The sequence below is a fragment of the Streptomyces sp. NPDC041796 genome (assembly GCF_055590785.1).
Map to the genome: position 1 here is coordinate 95,037 of NZ_JBVJAH010000001.1, position 15,254 is coordinate 110,290.

Genomic DNA, 15,254 nt, shown 5'->3' on the forward strand with positions numbered 1-15,254 from the left:
CAGGGCTACGCCAAGCCCCGGCGGGCGACCGCCGGGGGGCGGCGCCCCGCGATGGACGCCACCATGTCCAGCACCTGCTTCGTCTCCGCCACCTCGTGGACGCGGTAGACCTGGGCACCCAGCCACGCCGAGACCGCCGTGGTCGCGAGCGTGCCCAGCACCCGCTCCTTGACCGGCTTGTCGAGGGTCTCGCCGACGAAGTCCTTGTTGGACAGCGACACCAGCACCGGCCAGCCCGTCGCCGTCATCTCGTCCAGCCGGCGCGTCGCCTCCAGGCTGTGCCGGGTGTTCTTCCCGAAGTCGTGGCCGGGGTCGATCATGATCCCGTCGCGGCGTACGCCCAGCTCCACGGCGCGCTCCGCCAGCCCCACCGTCACCCGCAGGATGTCCGCCATCACGTCGTCGTACGTGGTCCGGTGCGGCCGGGTGCGCGGCTCCGCGCCGCCCGCGTGCGTGCACACCAGCCCCGCGCCGTGCCGAGCGGCGACCTCCGCGAGCCTCGGGTCCACCCCGCCCCACGCGTCGTTCAGCAGGTCGGCGCCCGCCTCGCAGACCGCCTCGCCGACGTCGTGCCGCCAGGTGTCGACGCTGATCACCACATCGGGGAACCGCCGACGCACCTCGGCCACGAAACCGACCGTGCGACGCGCCTCCTCCTCGGCCGTCACCTCCTCCCCGGGACCGGCCTTCACCCCACCGATGTCGATGATGGCGGCGCCCTCCGACACCGCCTGCTCGACGCGGGCGAGCGCCGGCTCGTCGCGGAACGTGGCGCCCTGGTCGTAGAAGGAGTCCGGGGTCCGGTTCACGATGGCCATGATCACCGGCTCGTGCGCGTCGAATTCACGCCGTCCCAAGCGCAGCATCCCGTTTGTCCTCCTCGCGTTCGGTCGCCTGCGACCTTAACCGCCGGCGGCGCATGGCACGATCGGCAGCGATACGTTTTCGCTCCCGGTGGAGAGGCACGCTCGTGTTCTGGTTCTTGGCTGTAGCGATGGTCGTGGTCGTTGCCGCGGTCACTCTCGCCGTGATCGGCGGCGGGGAGAGCGACGTGCTTCCCGAAGCGGCACCCGAGCACACGGTGGACCGGCTGCCGCTGACCCGGGCCGTCGGCCGCCACGACATCGACGCGCTGCGGCTGCCGCTGGCGCCGCGCGGCTACCGCATGGCGGAGGTCGACGACGTGCTGAACAGGCTCGGCGCCGAGCTCGCCGAGCGGGACGCGCGGATCGCCGAGCTGGAGACCGCGCTGGCGGGAGCCCGCGCGGAGACCCCGGGCCCGCCCCCCGCGCCCGGGGACGCGCCCGACGAGGAGAAGGACCAGTGACCGGCGAGGCCCTGCCCGGCCCGGACGGGAAGCCCCGCTGCCCGTGGGGCCTGGCCACCGAGGACTACCTCCTGTACCACGACGAGGAGTGGGGCCGTCCCGTCCACGGCGACGACGCCCTGTTCGAACGGCTCTGCCTGGAGGCCTTCCAGTCGGGACTGTCCTGGATCACCATCCTCCGCCGCCGCGAAGGCTTCCGCCGGGCGTTCGCGAACTTCAGGATCGCCGCGGTCGCGGAGTTCACGGACGCCGACCGGGGACGGCTCCTGGCCGACACCGGGATCATCCGCAACCGCGCCAAGATCGACGCGTCCATCGCCAACGCGCGCGTGCTGGCCGGCTGGGCGCCCGGCGAGCTGGACACCCTGATCTGGTCCTACGCCCCCGACCCCGCCTCCCGCCCGGCCCCCCGCACCCTCGCCGACGTCCCGGCCGTCACCCCGGAGTCGACGGCCCTGTCCAAGACGCTCAAGAAGGCGGGTCTCCGGTTCATCGGCCCGACGACGGCGTACGCCCTGATGCAGGCGTGCGGCCTGGTCGACGACCACCTCACCGACTGCGCGGCCCGGGGCGGCGCCCTGGTCTGACCGGGGCGCCCCGGCCCGGCGGGCGCGGGGTGCCCCCTGTTGTGGGCGGGTCGTCCGGCCCCTCTGCGGCGGCGCGGAGGGGCCGTGCAGGGTCCCCGCAGGGGATCGGCGGCGAGCCACGGCGACGAGACGAGTCGGGTGCCCCGCCGACCGCGAGGAGTCGAGCCCGGAGGTGCCCCGACCTGGCCCACCGGCCCTGGCCACCGCACCGCCCCGGGACGGAAGCGAGGACAGGGCGCCCTGTCCTCGGTTGCCCACCCGTTCCGCCCCGCGGAACGACTGCCCCCGACGGGGAACCCCTCGTACCGCCGCCCCCGAGGGCTCAGCGGCCCAGGTACTTCGGCTTTTCCTTGGCCAGGAAGGCCTGGACCGCGATGCCGTGATCCTCCGACGCGCCCGCCTTCGTCTGGAGCTCGTCCTCCTTGTCCAGCGCCTCGTCCAGGGTGTGGGCCGCCCCGTACGCCAGGGACGCCTTGAGCGCCGCGTACGCCAGCGTCGGGCCCTCCGCGAGGGTGCGGGCCACGGACTCCGCCTCGGCCGCCAGGTCGGCGGCCGGGACCAGCCGGGTCGCGATGCCCAGCTCGTACGCCTCCTGCGCCGTGATCGAGCGCGGGAAGAACAGCAGGTCCGCCGCCCGGCCCGGGCCCACCACCCGTGGCAGCGTCCACGAGACGCCCGAGTCGGCGGTCAGCGCCACCCCGGCGAAGGAGGTGTTGAAGGACGCCGTGTCGGCCACGACCCGGTAGTCGGCCGCCAGCGCGAAGCCGAAGCCCGCCCCGGCCGCGACCCCGTTCACCCCGGCGACCACCGGCTTCGGCATCCCGGCGATGGCGCGGACGATCGGGTTGTAGTGCTCCCGCACGGTGCTCATCGTGTGCTCGGTGCCGATGAGCGCGACGTGCTCCTTGAGGTCCTGCCCCACGCAGAACGCCTTGCCCGTCGCGGTCAGCAGCACCGCCCGTACGGCGCTGTCCTCCGACGCCGCCAGGAGCGAGTCCCGGAGGCCGATCTTCGCCTGGGTGTTCATCGCGTTCATGGCGTCGGGCCGGTTGATGGTGATCGTGGCGAGTCCGTCGACCACCTCGTACAGCACGGTGTCGGCCATGGCAGGGTCCCCTTTGCGGCTACGGAGCGATGATGTCCCGCCCAGCATGGCGGAGATCATCGCGCCCCGACATGTGACCTGCGTCAAAGAATGTCCGGCCCCGCCGCCGTGTGCGGCGGCGAAGTATCGCAGGCGTATCGCCGAATTGGACGGTTTTGCGAGAGCGCGTTGCGCAAGCGATGCCTGCTGATGTTGGTCATCGGGTCCTGCCATGCGGGATAATGACCTGGAAGCAATGTGTTCGATGCCGGTGATGCGTGCCCATGCCAGAGGGCCGTCGGCGACGATGAGCTGGTTTCAGGAAGGGGAACGAGCATGGCGGCCATGAAGCCGCGGACGGGCGACGGCCCGCTCGAGGTGACCAAGGAGGGGCGGGGCATCGTCATGCGCGTTCCGCTCGAAGGCGGCGGTCGGCTTGTCGTCGAGCTGACTCCGGACGAGGCCGACGCGCTCGGCGACGCACTCAAGAAGGTCGTGGGCTGACGCGGAACGCTCCCTGTTTTTTCGAGAGCCCCGGCACGGTGGCGGTGACGCGACCGGGCCGGGGTTTTCGTATACGGGTGCGCGCGCCGCTCAGCCCCTCCGCACCGCGCACAGCAGCCCGTCGCCCACCGGCAGCAGGGACGGCAGCAGCTCCTGGCTCTCCCGTACCGCACGCAGCAGCTCCCGCAGCCTGAGCACCTCGGCCGGCTGGGCCGCCGAATCGACCGTACGGCCGTCGGCGAAGACGCCCTCGAAACAGACCAGGCCACCCGGCCGCAGCAGGCGCAACGATTCAGCGAGATAGTCCAGGCACTCCGTGCGGTCGCCGTCGCAGAAGACGAGGTCGTAGCCGCCGTCAGCGAGCCGGGGGAGTACGTCGAGGGCACGGCCGGGGATGAAACGGGCCCGGTTCCCGGCGAAGCCGGCCGCCCGGAACGCCTGCTTGGCGAACTGCTGGCGCTCCGGCTCCGGGTCCACCGTGGTCAGGACGCCGTCGGGGCGCATGCCCTCCAGCAGGTAGATCCCGGACACCCCCGTCCCGGTGCCGATCTCCGCCACCGCCTTGGCGTCCGCCGTGGCCGCCAGCAGACGCAGCGCGGCGCCGGTGCCTGGCGACACCGAGGGCAGCCCCGCGTCCCGGGCCCGGTCACGGGCCCAGCGCAGCGCTTCGTCCTCGGCGACAAAGGCGTCGGCGAACGCCCAGCTCGTCTGCCGGTTGGCGGTAATGACCCTCTCCTGTCCCCGTAGTTGGCGCAACGGTGACTGTAGCCGTTCGGGCCCGGGAACCCGCAGATGGGACCGCGCGTTATGGAGGGGTGGGGGGAGCACATGGATCAAGAGCCGAAGACGGTCCCAAATTCACGTAAAGATTCTTATCCGGAGCTAACGGGCGAGGTGGCTATGGTAGGGGCTCCACTGGACACCACCAGAGCCGATAGGGGAGGTGCGGCTGCGCCTGTGGATCGGGGAGGAGTGCTGCGGCGCTTTCTCAGGTCGGCGGGTGAGCCGAAATCCGTGACCGACACCGCTGACCGTTCCATGCCCGCCGACTTCGCACCCACCACCGCGACCTTCGCATCGGATGCGGAATCGCAGGCGTGGACTCCGCCCTCGTGGGAGGAGATCGTCAGCACGCACAGTGGCCGGGTCTACCGCCTCGCGTACCGCCTGACCGGGAATCAGCACGACGCCGAGGACCTCACCCAGGAGGTCTTCGTCCGCGTCTTCCGCTCGCTGTCCACGTACACGCCGGGCACCTTCGAGGGCTGGCTGCACCGCATCACCACCAACCTCTTCCTGGACATGGTGCGCCGCAAGCAGCGCATCCGGTTCGACGCGCTCGGCGACGACGCGGCGGAGCGGCTGCCCAGCCGCGAGCCGTCGCCCCAGCAGGTCTTCCACGACACGCACTTCGACGCCGACGTCCAGCAGGCCCTCGACACCCTCGCGCCCGAGTTCCGCGCGGCGGTGGTCCTGTGCGACATCGAGGGGCTGTCGTACGAGGAGATCGCCGCCACCCTCGGAGTCAAGCTCGGCACCGTCCGGAGCCGTATCCACCGCGGCCGCTCCCACCTGCGCAAGGCCCTCAAGCACCGATCGCCCGAGGCCCGCGCCGAGCAGCGCACGTTCGCGGCCGTGGGCGGGGAGGGCGGACCCGCGTGAGTGGCACAAGTCCGACCCCCGCGGAACAGCATCTGGGGGACCGCCTCGCCGCGCTCGTCGACGGTGAGCTCGGTCATGACGCCCGTGAGCGGGTCCTCGCCCACCTGGCGACCTGTCCCAAGTGCAAGGCCGAGGCCGACGCGCAGCGCCGGCTGAAGAGCGTCTTCGCCCAGGCCACCCCGCCGCCGCCCTCCGAGGGGCTGCTCGCACGCCTCCAGGGGTTGCCCGGGGGTGCTCCGGGCGGTGACGACGACCGGGGCGGACCCTTCGGCGGCGACGGACCCTTCGGAGTGAGACCCGGCGCCTTCGGCTACGCCGGGGGAGGGGACGCGGGGTTCCGTATCCACGAGGTGGGCCGCCAGGAGGCGGAGCGCTCCCCGTGGCGCGGCCGGAGGTTCGCCTTCGCCGCCGCCAGCGCGGTGTCGTTCGCGGCGATCGCCCTGGGTGGTGCCCTGCCGACGGTCGCCACGGTGGACGCCCGGGGCGACGGCACGGGCAACAACGTCACGCCATTGCGGTCGCCCGGCCAGACACCGGGCGCCGGCACGGGCGACAACAGCCGCCGCCGTGGAGGCGGGTACGGACCGGTCAAGGCGACGGACCGTCCGGCCGCGCCCCTGGCCGCCGTGCCGCTGCACGCGGTGCAGCGCCCGGGAGCCCATCCCTTTCTGTCGGCTTCGCCGCTGGGCGCGGTGAGCGCGCTGAACACCACGGCACCCGCACCGCTGATACGTCCCACGGGGCCGGCACCGCACCTCGCCGGCGCCATCGGGGCGACCCCGGCGGCCGCCCCGTCACCCAGCTCCCTGCCGCTCCCCGCGGGCCGCTGACCGGCGCCCCCCTGCGCGGGGGCCGCCGGACCTGGTTGAATCCTGCGCAGGGGCGTCCCGAGGGGGCGCGGGACGGGCACGCAGCGGGGAGAACATGGACGACGGGAAGCCCACGGAGTCGAAGCCGAAGTGGTGGAGCCGCCCGGCGCGGCAGCACGTGGTAGCGGAAGCGGGCGGCCCCGAGGGTGCCCCGCGGACGCCCCCGCCCGCCCCGGCCGACGAGCCGGCTCCCGTTCCGGCAGTGGCGGTCGAGCAGACGGTGGCGGAGCAGACGACGGCGGAGCAGACGACAGCGGAGCAGACGGCGGTGGCGGCGCGCCCGCAGCCGCTGCACCAGCCGGACGAGTACAGCACCCCGCCCTACGGCGAACCGGGCCCGTGGGCGCCCGCACCGCCCGTACAGCGGCCGTTGGCGACCCCCGCGCACGGGACCACCGTCCCACCCGCGTACGGCACGCCGCACCCCAGCACGCCGCACCCCAGCACGCCGCACCCGAGCACGCCGCAGCCGGGCACGCCTCACCAGCACCAGCGCCAGCACCCGCAGCCGGCCGCCCAGCCGCAGCAGGCCCACCCGCAACCGCCGCAGCCGGCCGCCCAGCCGCAGCCAGCCGCCCAGCCGCACCAGGCCCACCCGCAGCCGCAGCCGACGCAGTGGTTGCAGTACGACCCGTGGAGCACCCCCGGCGGCGGGCCGCAGCAGCCGCTCCTCCACCCCGGCGGCCCCGTACCGCACGCACCGCGCAAGGGGCGGCGCCGCGGTCTCGCCGTGGTCGCCGCGCTGCTGTTCGCCGGGCTCACCGGCGTACTCGGCGGCGGTGTCGGCGCGTACATCGAGCGGAACGGCGGCATCACCACCGTCGAGCTCCCGCAGGCCGGCCGTGAGGACGACGGCCGGGCCCCCGACAGCGTCGCCGGTATCGCGGCGAGCGCCCTGCCCGGGGTCGTCACGCTCCACGTCAGCGGCGGCGGCGAGCAGGGCACCGGCACCGGGTTCGTCCTCGACGAGCAGGGGCACATCCTCACCAACCACCATGTCGTCGACCCGGCCGGCACCTCCGGTGACATCACCGTCACCTTCAGTGGCGGTGAGACGGCCGTGGCCGAGCTGGTCGGCAAGGACAGCGGGTACGACCTCGCAGTCGTCCAGGTCAAGGGCGTCTCCAACCTCAAGCCGCTGCCGCTGGGCAACTCCGACAACGTCCGCGTCGGAGACCCGGTCGTCGCCATCGGCGCCCCCTTCGACCTCCAGAACACGGTGACCTCCGGCATCATCAGCGCCAAGGAGCGGCCCATCACCGCGGGCGGCGAGAAGGGCGACGGCAGCGACATCAGCTATGTCGACGCCCTCCAGACCGACGCCCCGATCAACCCCGGGAACTCGGGAGGTCCGCTGCTCGACTCCAAGGCGCGGGTCATCGGCATCAACAGCGCCATCCGGGCCGCCGACAGCGGCTCGGGACCCGAGGGCGGCCAGGCCGGGTCGATAGGGCTCGGCTTCGCCATCCCCGTGAACCAGGGCAAGCGCGTCGCCGAGGAGCTCATCAACACCGGCAAGGCGAACCACCCCGTCATCGGCGTCAGCCTCGACATGAAGTACACCGGTGACGGCGCCAGGGTCGGCGAGAAGGCCCAGGACGGCGGTGCCTCCGTCACACCGGGCGGCCCGGCCGCCAAGGCGGGCATCCGGCCCGGTGACGTCATCACCAAGGTGGACGGCCAGCGGGTGCACAGCGGTGAGGAGCTGATCGTCAAGATCCGCGCGCACCGCCCGGGCGACCGGCTCGAGCTGACCCTGGAGCGCGGCGGCAAGGAGCAGACCAAGACGCTGACGCTCGGTTCCTCCGCCGGTGGCTGAACATCCACCGGGAGGTCACCACGAGGCCGCCGGGAGGTACCAACCCGGCAGCCGGGCCAGGTACCGTGTTACGGGCCCCGGGCCCTCACCGGACGGCCCGGACGGCCCGGACGGACCGACGGACCACGGACCGGACCTGTGAAGGAGCAGCAAGGTGTTCAATGACATAGGCGCACTCGAGCTGGTGGCGCTCGTGGTCCTTGCCGTGCTCATCTTCGGTCCCGACAAGCTGCCGAAGGTCATCCAGGACGTCTCCGGCTTCATCCGCAAGATCCGCGACTTCTCGGAGAACGCGAAGCAGGACATCCGCAGCGAACTGGGCCCGGAGTTCAAGGACTTCGAGTTCGAGGACCTGAACCCCAAGACGTTCATCCGCAAGCAGCTGACGGAGAACGAGGAACTGAAGGACATCCGCAGCAGCTTCGATCTCAAGAAGGAGATCAACGACGTCGCCGACGCCGTCAACAGCCGCGAGCCGGACGTGTCGGTCCCGGCGGCGGTCAACGGCACGCACGGGGGCACGGACCTGCTGAAGAAGGGCGACAGGCCCGACCACGGCGAGCGCCCGCCGTTCGACGCCGACGCCACCTGAGCCCCTCCCGCGCCGCTCTTCCGGAAAGACCTCCCGCCGGGTGGCTATCCTCTCCATCTGTCCGGTTGCGAGACCGCCCGTGGGGCGCGCCGTACCGGACTCCATGGATCGAGGAGGCGGCCGGGCAGATGGAGACGACGAGTCGAGTAGGGGCGCAGGGTGCCGCACCCGGCACCACATCGACGTCCGAGGCGACCGGGACGCCCGAGGGGGTGCCCGTGGCCCGGCGTACGGTCGACGGTTATCTGCGAGCGTCGTTCCCCTGGTACGGGCTGGACGAGGCGTTCACCGGGCCGCGCTGGCTGATGCAGGTCGGCACGTCGGCCGACGGCACGGTGCAGCACGGCTCGATCGGCCACGGCGACGAGCCGTCGATACGGCCGGACCGGCTCGACGCGGCCGGGGCGGAGAAGGAGCGGTTCGCGGTCGTCGTGACGGTGGCCGCGAGCCCCGTACGCCGCAGCGGTGACGGTACGGGGGTGCTGGACGCGACCAGCGTGTCCTCCGCCGCCTGGCTGGCCGGCTCGGGGCTCCTCGCGTACACCTGGCCGCCCCAGCTTGACCACTCGCTGCGGGACGACTGGCTGGACCAGCAGACCGAGGCCGCCTTCGAGCTCGCCGACGACCTGGACGGCCCGGAGTGGTCGACGCTCTCCCTGCCGGTCGACGGCGTCCCGACGTCGTTCCACTACCGCGAGTCGGAGTTCGGCTGGGTACTGGCCGGGACGACACGCAGCGGCGTCCATCTGGGCGCGTACGGACGGGGGATGAGCGCGTACGGCCTGGGCTTCGCGGTGGTGCAGGACATCACCGCGTACGCGTAAGTCCCGTACGGGGAACGCGGAAGGGGCGCCGCTCGTCGAGCGGCCCCCCTTCACGACGTCTTCGTCAGAACTTGTTGCGCGGGGTGATCCCCAGCGACATGCCCGACAGGCCGCGCTGACGGCCGCCCAGCTTGCCCGCGATGGTGCGCAGTGCCGCGCCCGCCGGCGAGTCCGGGTCGGACAGGACGACCGGCCTGCCCTCGTCGCCGCCCTCGCGCAGCCGTACGTCGATCGGGATGGAGCCCAGCACCGGGACGGTGGCGCCGGTGGTCCTGGTCAGGCCGTCGGCGACCCTCTGCCCGCCGCCCGTGCCGAAGACGTCGACCATCTCGTCGCAGTGCGGGCAGGGCAGGCCCGACATGTTCTCGACGACGCCGACGATCTTCTGGTGCGTCTGCACGGCGATGGAGCCGGCCCGCTCGGCGACCTCGGCCGCCGCCTGCTGCGGCGTGGTGACGACGAGGATCTCCGCGTTCGGCACGAGCTGCGCGACGGAGATCGCGATGTCGCCGGTGCCCGGCGGCAGGTCCATCAGCAGGACGTCCAGGTCGCCCCAGTACACGTCCGCCAGGAACTGCTGGAGGGCGCGGTGGAGCATCGGGCCGCGCCAGACCACCGGGGCGTTTCCGGGGGTGAACATGCCGATGGAGATGACCTTCACGCCGTTCGCCGACGGCGGCATGATCATGTTCTCGACCTGGGTGGGGCGGCCGTCGGCACCCAGCATGCGCGGCACGCTGTGGCCGTAGATGTCGGCGTCCACGACACCGACCTTCAGCCCGTCGGCGGCCATCGCCGCCGCCAGGTTCACGGTCACGGACGACTTGCCCACGCCGCCCTTGCCGGAGGCCACGGCGTACACCCGGGTCAGCGAGCCGGGCTTGGCGAACGGCACCTCGCGCTCGGCGGTGGTGCCGCGCAGCGCGGCGGCCAGTTCCTTGCGCTGTTCGTCGCTCATCACGTCGAGCGTCACGTCGACGCCGGTGACGCCCTCCACGCGGGAGACCGCCTCGGTCACGCGGGTGATGATCGTCTCGCGCATGGGGCAGCCGGAGACCGTGAGGTAGACGGTGACGGCAACCGCCCCGTCCGCACCGATCTCCACCGACTTGACCATGCCGAGCTCAGTGATCGGTCGGTTGATCTCGGGGTCGTTCACCGTCGCCAGTGCTTCGCGCACCGCGTCTTCCGTAACCATACGGAGATGGTACGGCGCCGGACCCGGCCCCCGGAAAGGCCTGTCAGCGGTCGGCTTCGTCACTCCCGCGGGATCCGCCCTGCGGGAATAGATCCCGCCGCTCGTCCAGCTCCCTGACCAGGTCCTCCAGCTCGGAGCGGATCCAGTCGCGTGTGGCGACCTCGCCGAGGCCCATCCGCAGCGCGGCGATCTCCCTGGTCAGGTACTCGGTGTCGGCGATGGAGCGCTCGTTCTGCTTGCGGTCCTGCTCCAGGTTGACCCGGTCACGGTCGGCCTGCCGGTTCTGGGCCAGCAGGATCAGCGGAGCCGCGTAGGAGGCCTGGAGCGACAGGGCGAGGGTCAGGAAGATGAAGGGGTACTCGTCCCAGCGCAGATGGCCGGGCGCCGAGATGTTCCACAGCACCCAGACGACGACGATCACCGTCATCCAGACGAGGAACCGCCCGGTGCCGATGAAACGGGCGACCCGCTCCGAGAGCCGCCCGAATGCCTCGGGGTCGTACGCCGGCAGCAGCTTGGGCCGCCGGATCCGTGGCTGGTCCAGCCGGATCCGGGGCGCGGGCGGCTCGCCGGGACGCTCATGCGCCATGTGCGGCCTCGCTCTCGCCCTCCGGCTCGAATTCCGTCTCCCGCCAGTCCTCGGGCAGCAGGTGGTCGAGTACGTCGTCGACGGTGACCGCGCCGAGCAGTGACCCGCTCTCGTCCACCACCGGGGCGGCGACCAGGTTGTAGGCGGCGAGGTAGCTGGTCACGGAGGGCAGCGGGGTGTCGGGGGTGAGCGGCGCCAGGTCGGTGTCCGCGATCGCCGAGACCAGCGTGAACGGCGGATCGCGCAGCAGCCGCTGGAAGTGCACGGTCCCCAGGTACTTGCCCGTCGGCGTCTCGTCGGGTGCCCGGCACACGTACACCTGGGCCGCCAGGGCGGGGGAGAGGTCCTGCTGGCGTACCCGCGCCAGGGCGTCGGCGACCGTCGCGTCCGGACGCAGCACGATCGGCTCGGTGGTCATCAGACCGCCCGCCGTGCGCTCCTCGTACGACATCAGACGGCGTACGTCGGCGGCGTCGTCCGGCCGCATCAGCGTCAGCAGCCGCTCCTTGTCCTCCTCGGGCAGCTCCGACAGCAGGTCGGCGGCGTCGTCCGGGTCCATGGCCTCCAGGACGTCGGCGGCCCGCTCCTCCTTGAGCTTGCCGAGGATCTCGATCTGGTCGTCCTCGGGCAGCTCCTCCAGCACGTCCGCGAGCCGGTCGTCGTCCAGGGCGGCGGCGACCTCGGCGCGGCGCTTGGGGGACAGGTGGTGCAGGACGTTGGCGAGGTCGGCCGCCCGCATCCGCTCGAAGGTGGCGACCAGGCTCTCGGCGCCCTGCCCCACCTCCTCCAGCGAGAAGCCGGTGACGGCCGACCATTCGACGGTGAGCGTCTCGCCCTTGCGGCGCAGCGCCCCACCGCCGCCCCGGCGGACGAAGACCTTGTCGATCTCCCAGTCGCGGCGGGCCGGGAGCTGCTGGATGGCGACGTCGAGGACGGTCACCTCGGAGCCGTCCTCGACGATCCGCACCCGGCGGTCGAGCAGCTCGCCGAGGACCAGGCGCTCGGTGGGACGCTGCTCGAAGCGGCGTACGTTGAGCACACCCGTGGTGATGACCTGGCCGGACTCGACACCCGTGACCCGGGTCATGGGCAGGAAGATCCGGCGGCGTCCGATCACCTCCACGACCAGGCCGAGGAGCCGCGGCGGGCGCCGGCCGACGCGCAGCATCGCGACGAGGTCGCGAACGCGGCCGACCTGGTCGCCGTTCGGGTCGAAGACGGGGACGCCGGCGAGGTGGGAGACGAAGATCCGGGACGTGCCTGCCGCCATGCCGCACACCTCCTCGTCTGCCGGAATCCAGAGCATTGTGCCGATTCAGGCTAGCCCGTCCTGGTGCGGGTCGCCCAGGCAGGGCGTCCGTCCGGCTCTCTTCCGGCGGTCGTATACGGCACGGGTACGCTGCGGTCTGCCAACCCCCCACGGTTTGATGAGAGGCAGTGCGCTGGTGACCCTTCTCGCCCCGGCTTCGCGCGCCCGCCGGGCCGCCCTTCCCGTCGCTCTGTGCGCCGGACTGACCGCGGTGCTCACCGCCTGTGGAGAGGAGCCGCCGCCGGATCCCGACGCCGGCACGAACGGAGTGGGCAAGCTGTCCGCCACCGCGATCGAGTCGAAGGCGCGGGCGGCGGCGGGCGGGGCGACGGCGGTACGCCTGTCGGGGACGCTGGTCAGCAAGGGCGGCACGTACGAGCTGAACATGCGGCTGGCCCGGACCGGCGCGGCCGGCTCGGTCGTCTCCAAGACGTCCACCTTCGAGCTGCTGCGGGTCGGCGACGCGCTCTACCTGAAGGCCGACGCGGATTTCTGGGCGAGCGCGACGAGCGACGCGGAAGGGGACGCGGACGCGGACGGGGGCGGGGACGCGGAGGGCGGCTCCGGCGCGGAGGCGGCGGACAAGCTCGACGACAAGTACGTGAAGGTGCCCGAGGACGACCCCTCGTACAAGCAGCTGCGTGGCTTCACGGAGATGAACGTCCTGCTCGGCGGGCTGCTGGAGCTGCACGGTGACGTCGTCAAGGGCGACCGTTCCAAGATCGGCGGCATCCGCACCATCAAGGTCGCGGGCGGCCCCAAGGGCGAGGGCGGCACCCTCGACGTCTCCCTGGAGGGCACGCCCTACCCCCTCCAGTTCGCCCGCGGCGGCGGCGCGGGGGTGGTCGTCCTGTCGGACTGGAACAAGACGTTCCCGCTGACGCCCCCGTCCAAGGACGAAACCCTCGACTACGGCCGCCAGCTCCCCCGCACCAGCGACTGAAGCGTTGCCGCCGTCCGGTGCGGGAGCGGTGCCCGCGCCGGGTCGGTCGGTCCGTGTCAGGGGCGCCGGCGCTTCTTGCGCTTGAGCAGCAGGCGGGGGAGCGCCGCCGGGATCGGGTGGCGGGTGGTGGCCGGCGTGGGCAGCGGGGGCGCCGCCAGCGAGCCGTCCGGATGGGCCGTCGTCGCGCCGACCGGGGCGAGCCGCAGCACCCGGCACTCGCGCGCCCAGCGCTCGGTCATCGTCTCCGCGTCCGGGGCGTTCAGCCGCTTGCCCTTCAGCTCGGCGACGGCCGCCTCCCACGGCTCGGAGCCCGCGGCCAGCTCGGTCACGGTGGCCGTCCAGGCGACCACGCGGCCGCCCTTGTCCTTGCTGCGTACCGTCACCTCGGCGGCGGAGCCGTCCGCCAGGCCCGGCAGTGGCTGCTCGCCCGGCCCGTCGCCGACGACGTGCGCCGCGCCGTCGACCCACACGTGCCACAGCGCGCGGGCCGGGCCCTCGCCCCGTACCCAGATGAGGCCGGACTTCTTGGTGGCCTCCTCGACGAGGGCTTGGTCGAGTAGTGCGTCTGTCATGACCCGCAGCTTAGCTACAGCCACCCGTTGCGCTTCAGGGTGCGGTGGATCGCGAAACAGATGACCGAGATCCCCGCCAGGACCAGCGGGTAGCCGTACTTCCACCGCAGCTCCGGCATGTAGTCGAAGTTCATGCCGTACACCCCGCACACCGCCGTCGGCACGGCGATGATCGCCGCCCATGAGGTGATCTTGCGCATGTCCTCGTTCTGCGCGACCGTCGCCTGCGCCAGGTTGGCCTGGAGGATCGAGTTCAGCAGTTCGTCGAAGCCGACGACCTGCTCCTGGACCCGTGCCAGGTGGTCGGCGACGTCCCGGAAGTACTTCTGGATGTCCGGGTCCACCAGCCGCATCGGCCGCTCGCTCAGGAGCTGCATCGGCCGCAGCAGCGGCGACACGGCCCGCTTGAACTCCAGTACCTCACGCTTGAGCTGGTAGATCCGCCCGGTGTCGGCGCCCCGCGTGGAGCCCTTGGTCGGCGGCGAGAAGACGTCGATCTCGATCTGGTCGATGTCGATCTGCACCGCGTCCGCCACCGCGATGTAGCCGTCCACCACATGGTCGGCGATGGCGTGCAGCACCGCCGACGGCCCTTTCCCCAGCAGCTCCGGCTCGCCCTCCATCCGGTGCCGCAGGTTGCGCAGTGAGCCCTGGCCGCCGTGGCGGACGGTGATCACGAAGTCCCGGCCGGTGAAGCACATGACCTCACCGGTCTCGACGACCTCACTGGTCGCCGTGAGCTCGGCGTGCTCCACGTAGTGGATCGTCTTGAAGACGGTGAACAGCGTGTCGTCGTACCGCTCCAGCTTGGGCCGCTGGTGGGCGTGGACCGCGTCCTCCACGGCCAGCGGGTGGAGCCCGAACTCGGCCGCGATACCGGCGAATTCGGCTTCGGTCGGCTCGTGCAGCCCGATCCACGCGAAGCCGCCGCCCTCGCGTACCTGCCGCATGGCCTCGCGCGGCGTGAGGCACGCGTCGGCCGCGGCCTCCTTCAGCCGGCGGCCGTCGCGGTACACGGCGCAGTCGACGACCGCGGTGGATGTCGACGGGTCACGGGTGGCGTCGTAGGAGTTGTACGTGTTGTAGGGGGCACTGCTCTTGCGCAGGGACGGGCGGACCGCTGCGCGCAGGTCACGGATCATCGACATGGCTGGCTCCTTCACGGAGAGGCCGTCGCGGTGCGTGGCACAGCCCGGAATGAGGACGTGGCGTTCCTTACGTCCGCAAAGCGGGCGGCACCGCGGGATCGCGGTGACGGCGTTCGCTACAGACAGGCAAAACGGTGTGCTCTTCCGTCGTGCGAATAGCCGTGACCTCACACTCACGCTCCACGAGGAGAGCGGAAGCGGGCAGGTGGGATGCCGCTCAGGTCACA

The 15,254-nt window shown here is 72.2% G+C and carries 17 protein-coding genes; 9 read left to right on the plus strand and 8 right to left on the minus strand.

The annotated features are described in order from the left end of the window. Positions 1-5: 5 nt before the first annotated feature. Positions 6-866, minus strand: a complete 861-nt coding sequence (gene folP / locus ACZ6C1_RS00425) for a dihydropteroate synthase (RefSeq protein ID WP_469236391.1) — start codon at positions 864-866, stop codon at positions 6-8. 128 nt (positions 867-994) lie between these two features. On the opposite strand from folP, the gene ACZ6C1_RS00430 reads away from it, so the two are divergent. Continuing rightward, entirely contained in the window at positions 995-1,327 is a 333-nt protein-coding gene (locus ACZ6C1_RS00430; RefSeq protein ID WP_469236392.1) for a DivIVA domain-containing protein, read from the plus strand. Further along, complete coding sequence (locus ACZ6C1_RS00435) at positions 1,324-1,914, plus strand: DNA-3-methyladenine glycosylase I (protein WP_469236393.1); 591 nt, start codon at positions 1,324-1,326, stop codon at positions 1,912-1,914. Before ACZ6C1_RS00430 ends, ACZ6C1_RS00435 begins: the two co-directional genes overlap by 4 nt. 322 nt (positions 1,915-2,236) lie before the next feature. On the opposite strand, the gene chcB is transcribed toward ACZ6C1_RS00435, so the two are convergent. After that, a complete protein-coding gene (chcB, locus tag ACZ6C1_RS00440; RefSeq protein WP_469236394.1) occupies positions 2,237-3,019 on the minus strand; it encodes a 2-cyclohexenylcarbonyl CoA isomerase in 783 nt (260 codons plus the stop codon). Positions 3,020-3,334: 315 nt separating this feature from the next. Between chcB and ACZ6C1_RS00445 the strand changes: the two genes are divergently transcribed. Further along, positions 3,335-3,502, plus strand: coding sequence for a DUF3117 domain-containing protein (locus ACZ6C1_RS00445; RefSeq protein WP_003966491.1), 168 nt, complete (start codon positions 3,335-3,337; stop codon positions 3,500-3,502). 90 nt (positions 3,503-3,592) lie between these two features. On the opposite strand, the gene ACZ6C1_RS00450 is transcribed toward ACZ6C1_RS00445, so the two are convergent. Then, positions 3,593-4,258 carry an O-methyltransferase gene (locus ACZ6C1_RS00450; RefSeq protein WP_084895721.1) on the minus strand — a complete coding sequence of 222 codons (666 nt, stop codon included), beginning with the start codon at positions 4,256-4,258 and terminating at the stop codon, positions 3,593-3,595. A gap of 144 nt (positions 4,259-4,402) precedes the next feature. Here ACZ6C1_RS00450 and sigE point away from each other — a divergent pair, with 144 nt between their 5' ends. From sigE to ACZ6C1_RS00475, 5 genes are all read left to right on the plus strand, one after another. Next, positions 4,403-5,164 carry an RNA polymerase sigma factor SigE gene (gene sigE, locus ACZ6C1_RS00455; protein WP_469236395.1) on the plus strand — a complete coding sequence of 254 codons (762 nt, stop codon included), beginning with the start codon at positions 4,403-4,405 and terminating at the stop codon, positions 5,162-5,164. Next, positions 5,161-5,994 carry an anti-sigma factor family protein gene (locus tag ACZ6C1_RS00460; protein ID WP_469236396.1) on the plus strand — a complete coding sequence of 278 codons (834 nt, stop codon included), beginning with the start codon at positions 5,161-5,163 and terminating at the stop codon, positions 5,992-5,994. Before sigE ends, ACZ6C1_RS00460 begins: the two co-directional genes overlap by 4 nt. A 94-nt stretch (positions 5,995-6,088) precedes the next feature. After that, on the plus strand, positions 6,089-7,852 hold the full coding sequence (locus tag ACZ6C1_RS00465) for a S1C family serine protease (RefSeq protein ID WP_469236397.1): 1,764 nt from the start codon (positions 6,089-6,091) through the stop codon (positions 7,850-7,852). Between the two features lie 154 nt (positions 7,853-8,006). Further along, positions 8,007-8,444, plus strand: a complete 438-nt coding sequence (locus ACZ6C1_RS00470) for a sec-independent translocase (protein ID WP_469236398.1) — start codon at positions 8,007-8,009, stop codon at positions 8,442-8,444. A gap of 128 nt (positions 8,445-8,572) precedes the next feature. Next, positions 8,573-9,268, plus strand: coding sequence for a hypothetical protein (locus tag ACZ6C1_RS00475; protein ID WP_469236399.1), 696 nt, complete (start codon positions 8,573-8,575; stop codon positions 9,266-9,268). A 64-nt stretch (positions 9,269-9,332) separates the two neighbouring features. Here the strand turns inward: ACZ6C1_RS00475 and ACZ6C1_RS00480 are convergent, their stop codons facing one another. From ACZ6C1_RS00480 to ACZ6C1_RS00490, 3 genes are read right to left on the minus strand one after another with little or no spacing between them, the layout of a single operon-like run. Then, the gene (locus ACZ6C1_RS00480; protein ID WP_469236400.1) at positions 9,333-10,466 is read right to left on the minus strand and encodes an Mrp/NBP35 family ATP-binding protein; all 1,134 of its coding nucleotides are present in this window, start codon (positions 10,464-10,466) and stop codon (positions 9,333-9,335) included. A 43-nt stretch (positions 10,467-10,509) separates the two neighbouring features. Then, on the minus strand, positions 10,510-11,055 hold the full coding sequence (locus ACZ6C1_RS00485) for a DUF1003 domain-containing protein (protein WP_469236401.1): 546 nt from the start codon (positions 11,053-11,055) through the stop codon (positions 10,510-10,512). Next, positions 11,045-12,325, minus strand: coding sequence for a magnesium transporter MgtE N-terminal domain-containing protein (locus ACZ6C1_RS00490; RefSeq protein ID WP_469236402.1), 1,281 nt, complete (start codon positions 12,323-12,325; stop codon positions 11,045-11,047). Before ACZ6C1_RS00490 ends, ACZ6C1_RS00485 begins: the two co-directional genes overlap by 11 nt. A gap of 175 nt (positions 12,326-12,500) precedes the next feature. Here ACZ6C1_RS00490 and ACZ6C1_RS00495 point away from each other — a divergent pair, with 175 nt between their 5' ends. Beyond that, a complete protein-coding gene (locus tag ACZ6C1_RS00495; protein ID WP_469236403.1) occupies positions 12,501-13,307 on the plus strand; it encodes a hypothetical protein in 807 nt (268 codons plus the stop codon). Positions 13,308-13,363: 56 nt separating this feature from the next. Here ACZ6C1_RS00495 and ACZ6C1_RS00500 read toward each other — a convergent pair whose 3' ends face one another. Next, on the minus strand, positions 13,364-13,879 hold the full coding sequence (locus ACZ6C1_RS00500) for a hypothetical protein (RefSeq protein WP_469236404.1): 516 nt from the start codon (positions 13,877-13,879) through the stop codon (positions 13,364-13,366). A 14-nt stretch (positions 13,880-13,893) separates the two neighbouring features. Beyond that, complete coding sequence (locus ACZ6C1_RS00505) at positions 13,894-15,027, minus strand: magnesium and cobalt transport protein CorA (protein WP_469236405.1); 1,134 nt, start codon at positions 15,025-15,027, stop codon at positions 13,894-13,896. Positions 15,028-15,254 lie beyond the last annotated feature (227 nt).